The sequence below is a fragment of the Bradyrhizobium elkanii WSM2783 genome, from assembly GCF_000472865.1.
GTDB classification, from domain to species: domain Bacteria; phylum Pseudomonadota; class Alphaproteobacteria; order Rhizobiales; family Xanthobacteraceae; genus Bradyrhizobium; species Bradyrhizobium elkanii_A.
Genome location: NZ_AXAP01000096.1, coordinates 24,128 through 30,286 on the forward strand (window position 1 = coordinate 24,128; position 6,159 = coordinate 30,286).

A 6,159-nucleotide genomic window follows, 5' to 3' on the forward strand; every position below is an offset into this window, starting at 1 on the left:
CTTACAGCTCCAGGAACCGGCCCGAGGCGATGCGCGGCAGCCGCGCGACCGGCCAGTTGTAGACATAGGTCCACGCCTCGGCCGCGGTGCCGTCGGCCAAGGTGAGCGGCAGCATCTGGCGGACATATTCGGTCGGCTGCGGAAAACCCTCGCCGCAGGCTTCATACATGTCGAACTCGCGCAGCAGCTCGTCCGGGACACGCAGGCGAAACAATTCGCCGTGCACGATGTCGGCGGGATCATCGGAGAGCTCGAGCGCGGGATAATGCTTAACCAGGTAGAGCCGGCCCCGGCAGCGCGCTTCACCGATGAAATCGGCATTGCCCGAAAGCAGCCGCGCCATCGGATGGTCGAAGCCGCGCATCAAGGTGCCATAGACGAAAAGACGGTCGGAGATCATGGCCGCTTGTTATCCTGCCGCCCGCAGCCGGATCAAGCCGCCACCTCTTCGCTGATCACGATGAATTTGGTCAGCGTCATGCAGCCGAAGCTCGTGGTCAGCGCGACGTCGGCGGCGTCGCGGCCGGTGCCCATCAAAATGCGGCCGATGCGCGGCACGTTGTGGCGGGCATCGAATGTGTACCACTCCCCCGAGAGATAGGCCTGGAACCAGCCGGAGAAATCCATCGGCGCGGGGTCCGGCGGCACGCCGATGTCGCCCATATAGCCGGTGCAGTAGCGCGCGGGGATGCCCATGCAGCGGCAGAAGGTGAGCGCGAGATGGGCGAAGTCGCGGCAGACGCCGGTGCGCTGCTCGTAGACATCATGCGCCGACTTCATGTGATGAGCATGCTGATAGCCAAAGGTGACGTGGTGGTGCACGAACTCCACGATCGCCTGCACCCGCGCCCAGCCGGGCGGCGTGTTGCCGAACAGCGACCAGGCGATGTCGGTGAGCTTGTCGGTCTCGCAGTAGCGGCTCGGCATCAGATAGAGCAGCATCTCGTCCGGCAATTGCTCGATCGCAATCTGCCGCGCGTCCGGGTTGACGATGTCTGGCAGGCCGGAATCGCGCACCAGCGCGTGGCCGCGCAAGGTCACGCCGCCGGCCGGCGCCACCAGGCGGCCGCAGACATTGCCGAAACTGTCGCGATAGAAGCCGATCGGCACATCGGGCTCGGCTATGATGGTCTCGGTGCCGACGATGTCCTGGAAGCGCGAGGGATGGATCGAGAGCATCATCACCATCGGCGTCGGCTGCGCGGCCGCATAGGCAATCTCGAAGCCGACCTTGATCTCGATCATGCCAGCTCGCTCTCCCTCTCCTCCTCGCCGACCGGCTCGACCGCGATCGCAACTTCCATGTTCACGAAGGCGTCCGCCGCGCCGAGATAGACGCCGTGCAGCGGGATCGCCTGGCGCGGATCGCGGGCGACGGCGACGCGGATCAAATCGCGCGTGCCGACGATGCCGTTGGTCGGATCGAACTCGATCCAGCCCGCGCTCGGCAGATAGACCTGCACCCAGGCATGGGTCGAGCCGCCGCCGACATGGAAGCTGTCCGAAGGCGTCGACAGATAGCCGGACACGAAACGCGCGGCGATGCCAAGGCGCCGCAACGCCTCGATCATGAAAAGCGCGTAGTCGCGGCAGGAGCCGGAAGCCGTCTGCAGCGTATCGAGCGGATGCTGCGTGCCCTGCTCGTGGCGCTTGCGATAATTAAAGCTTTCACGGATGCCATGGGTCATGCCGCTGAGGATCTTGAACGTCGGCGTCGGCGCTTCGGCATCGAGGAACTGCCGCGCCCAGGCCGAAAGCTCGCCGTCCGGATCGGCATATTGCGGCCTGATATATTGCAGCAAATCCGGAAATTCGTCCTCGTCATAGAGGAATGGATAGAAATAAGCGGGATCGTCCGGCGTCAGCGCGAACTCCTCGGCCGGATTATGGTCGACGGTGGCGGTCGAGGTGAAGGACAGCGTGTCCGCCCGCTCATCGAAAGCCGCGATCGCCACACTGTTGCCGAACACATCGTGGATCCAACGCAGCGACATCGGCTGCGGCTCGATTCTGAGATCGCTCTCGACCACGCGCAGGTCATGGCTGTCGCGCGGGCTCAGCATGATGCGGTGCTCGCCGAACGCCACCGGATGGGTGTAGCGATATACGGTCTTGTGACGAATCTTGAGTAGCGGCATCGTGCGGCAATCATCGTGACTTTCGGCGGTCTAATCTATAGTGGGCGCTGCTCATTTTTAAGATCGGCGTGCCACTTCGATAGGCAAAGTTGAGGATAAAATCTTGGACACCACGACCGGCGCGACGTTCCTGCTCACGGACGAAAATACCCCGCCGGTCCACGAACATAATGCCGAAGGCGGCTCGCCGTTCCTCTTCACCTGCGACCATTATGGGCGGCTGATCCCCCGCGTGCTCGGCAATCTCGGCCTCTCCGAAGACGAGCTGACGCGGCACATCGCCTGGGACATCGGGATCGCCGAAGTCGCCGAGCAGCTTGCGACGCAACTCGACGCGCATCTGATCGCGCAGCGCTATTCGCGGCTCGTGATCGACTGCAACCGCCCCCCGCATGTCGCAGCCTCGATTCCGCTGATCAGCGAAGCCACCACGATCCCCGGCAATGAGGGTTTGACGCGCGAAGCCGCACAGGCGCGGCGGCAGGCGATCTTCGATCCCTATCACCGGCGTATCGGCGAGATCATCGACCAGCGGCTGCACGCGGGCAAGCCGACGGTGCTGCTGTCCATGCACAGCTTCACGCCGGTTTATGCCGGCATCGCGCGTCCCTGGCATATCGGCACGCTCTATCACCGCGACACCGTGCTGCCGCCGCTGCTGCTGAAGCGTCTGCGCAGCGAAGGCGACCTCGTGGTCGGCAACAACGAGCCCTATGCGGTCAGCGACGAGACCGACTACACGATCCCGGTCCATGGCGAGAGGCGCGGCCTGATGAACACGGGACTAGAGATCCGCCAGGACCTGATCACCGATCAGGCCGGACAGAAGGCATGGGCCGACAGGCTGGCGCGGATCCTTGCCGAGATCGAAGCGACGCTAAGCGCGGAGAAGCTGATCTAGCGCGCATCCAAACCAACGGTGCCTGCTTGGCGGATAAAGCAGACATGCGCGGGGTCGCCGCGGAATTTCGCCTCGCTGACTTCATGACCAAAAGGCAGACCGAAATATGAGTCTCAGGACCAGAAGCGATCCTCTCGCTGCTCGTCACCTTGATACTCACGGAATTCGACCGCCTTCCCATCCCTCATTTTCCAGACATGCACCTCTGGAAATGACTCGGATACCCCGCTTCTTTGTGCATTCACGGTGGCCAACGCAACCACGACATCGCCATCGGCCAATACGTTGTGCACGTCAATGCTAAACACGTTCCCGGAAAGCTCCATCGTGCGTTGAAAGAAGCTCCCGACCTGATCGTGCCCGGTGTAGTCGCCTGACAGCGGACTATGGCCGGGAACATGCCAAGTAATGCCCGGATCGAAGGCTGCAAAGATCGCAGGGACGTTTCCCTGTGCGAAGTCCTCGTAGGCTTTGCGAATAATCATCGCATTTGATCTGGTCATTGGCTTCTCCCTTGTGTTGGCTCATCTCCATTGCGGCGTCCATCCGCCCCTCTCGACCCAAGGTATGCTCTGCCTCGTTTATGGCGGGGATGCGGAAGGGGCGTGAGCGAAGCCCCCAATGTCCAGACGTGGCCCGTTGCCGCTTCGGGACTTGGCGCTGCTGTCCACTTTGCGCCAAAAGCTGTTCTCGCCGCCGGGTCGCATTTTGACCCCCGGACATCTATTCGACGTCACCATAACCAACTTGTAATAACGTGAAGCCGCAAAGATCTGCTAGGGTTGAGAACCTGGGTGTTTGACCCCTGCGGGGGAGGCAATGGTGACGAACTCGAAAGTCTCCAGCGACCTACCGGACAAACCGGCATCCGATAATGACCCACTGAACAAAGCGGCATCTGATAGCGAGCCACCGGACAGGCCGGCATCGACTCTCAACTTTAAGGGTCGTCTCCGGGCGCGATTGCAGTTGATCGGCGGCGCGCTTGCATCGATTGCTGCCGTCGGTGCGGTGGCAGGCGGACTCGTCGGCTATTGGAATGTGTGGAAGACGGTCCGCACTGACGTTCTCCCGGAAAAGCAAAAGACACAGAGAGAGGCAGCGGCCCGGCCCGATATCGCTCCCCGCTTGTCTCTCGTCGTCCTGCCCTTTGCGAACCTCAACAACGATCCGGAGCAGGATTACTTCGCCGACAGCATTACGACCGATTTGACGACAGATCTCGCGCAGATGCCCGGCGCATTTGTCATCGGACGCGGGACGGCATTTACCTATAAGAACAGGCAGGTCGATCTTAAGACGCTCGGCAAGGACCTGGGTATACGCTGGGCTGTACAGGGCGCAGTGCGGCGCGCCGGAGGTCAGGTCCGGATGAACGTGTCACTTGCTGACCTTTCGACCGGTCGCGACGTCTGGTCGGATCGTTTTGACGGCGATCGGATGAATCTCGCCGCCTTGCAGGACCACATCACGGCACGACTCGCCCGCTCTCTCAACGTCGAACTCATCCGGGCTGAAGGCCGACGCAGCGAAATGGACCAGTCAAAGAATCCAGATGCTATGGATTTCAGCATGCGCGGCTGGGCGAAGGTCTATGAGCCTCCGACCAAGGTAACGAACTCGCAGGCAAAGGGTTTGTTCGACAGCGCGCTGCGCCTCGATCCGGACAACATTGACGCAATGCTCGGGAAAGCGTTGAGCATAGCCTTTGACGTGATCTACGGATGGTCAACGTCCGTGGTCGAGGACAAAAAGACGGCGACCAAATTAATTGATCAAGTTCTTGCAAAGCGCCCGCGGACCGCAAACGCGCACATAACAAAGGGACACCTTTTGCAATACGGAGATCCGGAGGCAGCGCTGCCTGAATACGACACAGCTTTGGAAATCGACCCTAATTCGCCGGTCGCGTATGGATTAAAGGGAATCGCACTTATCTCGGCGGGACGCGCGCGCGAAGCGTTCTCCCCAGTTCAGATCGCTTTGCGCCTAAGCCCCAAAGATCCGTCGGCTGGCACTTGGCACTTCTTCCTCTGTCATGCTCACTTGCATGTGCACCAATATAAGGAAGCCGTTGAGGAATGCAGGCGCTCGATCAATCTGAACAAATTAAACTGGTTTCCGCATGCGGATCTGATTTCAGCTTATGGAGCCACGGGCCAATTGGAAATGGCCCAGCAAATGTTAGCTGAATTGAATGCAATCCGACCGGACTTCTCGGTCCAGTGGTTCCGTCAAATAGGCTACGCACGTTCGAGCAATCCGCAGTTTCGTCGTGAGTACGACGACATCGTCGATGGGCTGAGGAAGGCAGGCGTTCGGGAGCAATGAGGCGACAACCAGTTAGCTGGACTTCATCGACTGCGCGGGGGATGGTGTCGAGCGGAGCGATTAGTTGGACGGTTTGAGACGCCGGCTGGAGATAGAAGCGCGCTCCACCGTGGCCGATTGAGAGCCGGCGAACGCAATGAGATTTGCCGGATCGTGACGCGGTCATGAAGTGTCGATCCTGATGACGGTTGCTGGACCTGTCGGCCGATGCCGTGGTGTTGAGCCGCGCGCGAACACCTCGATGATGATCATGCGACCGCCGCAGCATGGACAAGCGGGCTTGCTGTGATCGACGGTGGCAGCGGTAGGCTGGCCGTCGGGCTTTGCAGCGGCGAGCAGCTCCAGAGCGTGGGCAATGTTGTCGGCGCAAGTGCCTTTGGCGAACAGGCCGTAGTGGCGGATGCGGTGCAGACCTTTTGGCAGCACGTGGATGAGGAAACGGCGGATGAACTCGTTGGCGGCGAGCGTCATCTGCTTGTGGCGATCGCGGCCTTCGATGCGGTAGTCCTTCCACCTGAAGGTAACGCCGCGCTCGTCGCAGGCGATCAGGCGACTGTTGGCGATGGCGACACGATGGGTGTAGCGCGACAGATAGGCCAGTACCGCCTCCGGTCCGCCGAACGGCCGCTTGGCGTAGACGACCCATTCGGTCTTGCGCAGCGGTGTGAGGAAGGCCGCGAAGGATGGGGCCTCGGCGAGAGGAGCGTGATCGCCGAAGAAGCTCAGGCGGCCGGCCTGGTGGGCCGCGACGAGCTTCTCCTGGAACACTCGCCGGAACAGGCGGGAGAG

At 61.2% G+C, this 6,159-nt stretch carries 7 protein-coding genes; 2 read left to right on the forward strand and 5 right to left on the reverse strand.

What is annotated here, in order from left to right:
- Position 1: 1 nt before the first annotated feature.
- Genes YY7_RS0142420 through YY7_RS0142430 form a run of 3 tightly spaced genes read right to left on the reverse strand, consistent with a single transcriptional unit; the run spans position 2 to position 2,138 of the window.
- Positions 2-400 (reverse strand): gamma-glutamylcyclotransferase family protein, encoded by a 399-nt coding sequence (locus YY7_RS0142420; protein ID WP_028168459.1) that lies wholly within the window; start codon positions 398-400, stop codon positions 2-4.
- Between the two features lie 32 nt (positions 401-432).
- Positions 433-1,242, reverse strand: a complete 810-nt coding sequence (locus YY7_RS0142425) for a transglutaminase-like domain-containing protein (RefSeq protein ID WP_028168460.1) — start codon at positions 1,240-1,242, stop codon at positions 433-435.
- A complete protein-coding gene (locus tag YY7_RS0142430) occupies positions 1,242-2,138 on the reverse strand; it encodes a transglutaminase family protein (RefSeq protein ID WP_028168461.1) in 897 nt (298 codons plus the stop codon). Before YY7_RS0142430 ends, YY7_RS0142425 begins: the two co-directional genes overlap by 1 nt.
- A 103-nt stretch (positions 2,139-2,241) precedes the next feature.
- Between YY7_RS0142430 and YY7_RS0142435 the strand changes: the two genes are divergently transcribed.
- Positions 2,242-3,039, forward strand: a complete 798-nt coding sequence (locus YY7_RS0142435) for an N-formylglutamate amidohydrolase (RefSeq protein ID WP_028168462.1) — start codon at positions 2,242-2,244, stop codon at positions 3,037-3,039.
- A gap of 113 nt (positions 3,040-3,152) precedes the next feature.
- Here the strand turns inward: YY7_RS0142435 and YY7_RS54685 are convergent, their stop codons facing one another.
- Positions 3,153-3,542, reverse strand: coding sequence for a nuclear transport factor 2 family protein (locus tag YY7_RS54685; protein ID WP_080664093.1), 390 nt, complete (start codon positions 3,540-3,542; stop codon positions 3,153-3,155).
- A 316-nt stretch (positions 3,543-3,858) separates the two neighbouring features.
- Here YY7_RS54685 and YY7_RS0142445 point away from each other — a divergent pair, with 316 nt between their 5' ends.
- Positions 3,859-5,370 carry a tetratricopeptide repeat protein gene (locus tag YY7_RS0142445; RefSeq protein ID WP_245287618.1) on the forward strand — a complete coding sequence of 504 codons (1,512 nt, stop codon included), beginning with the start codon at positions 3,859-3,861 and terminating at the stop codon, positions 5,368-5,370.
- 162 nt (positions 5,371-5,532) lie between these two features.
- Here the strand turns inward: YY7_RS0142445 and YY7_RS54690 are convergent.
- Positions 5,533-6,159, reverse strand: a 627-nt coding sequence (locus tag YY7_RS54690; RefSeq protein ID WP_035692434.1) for an IS91 family transposase, incomplete at its 5' end; no start/stop codon positions are given.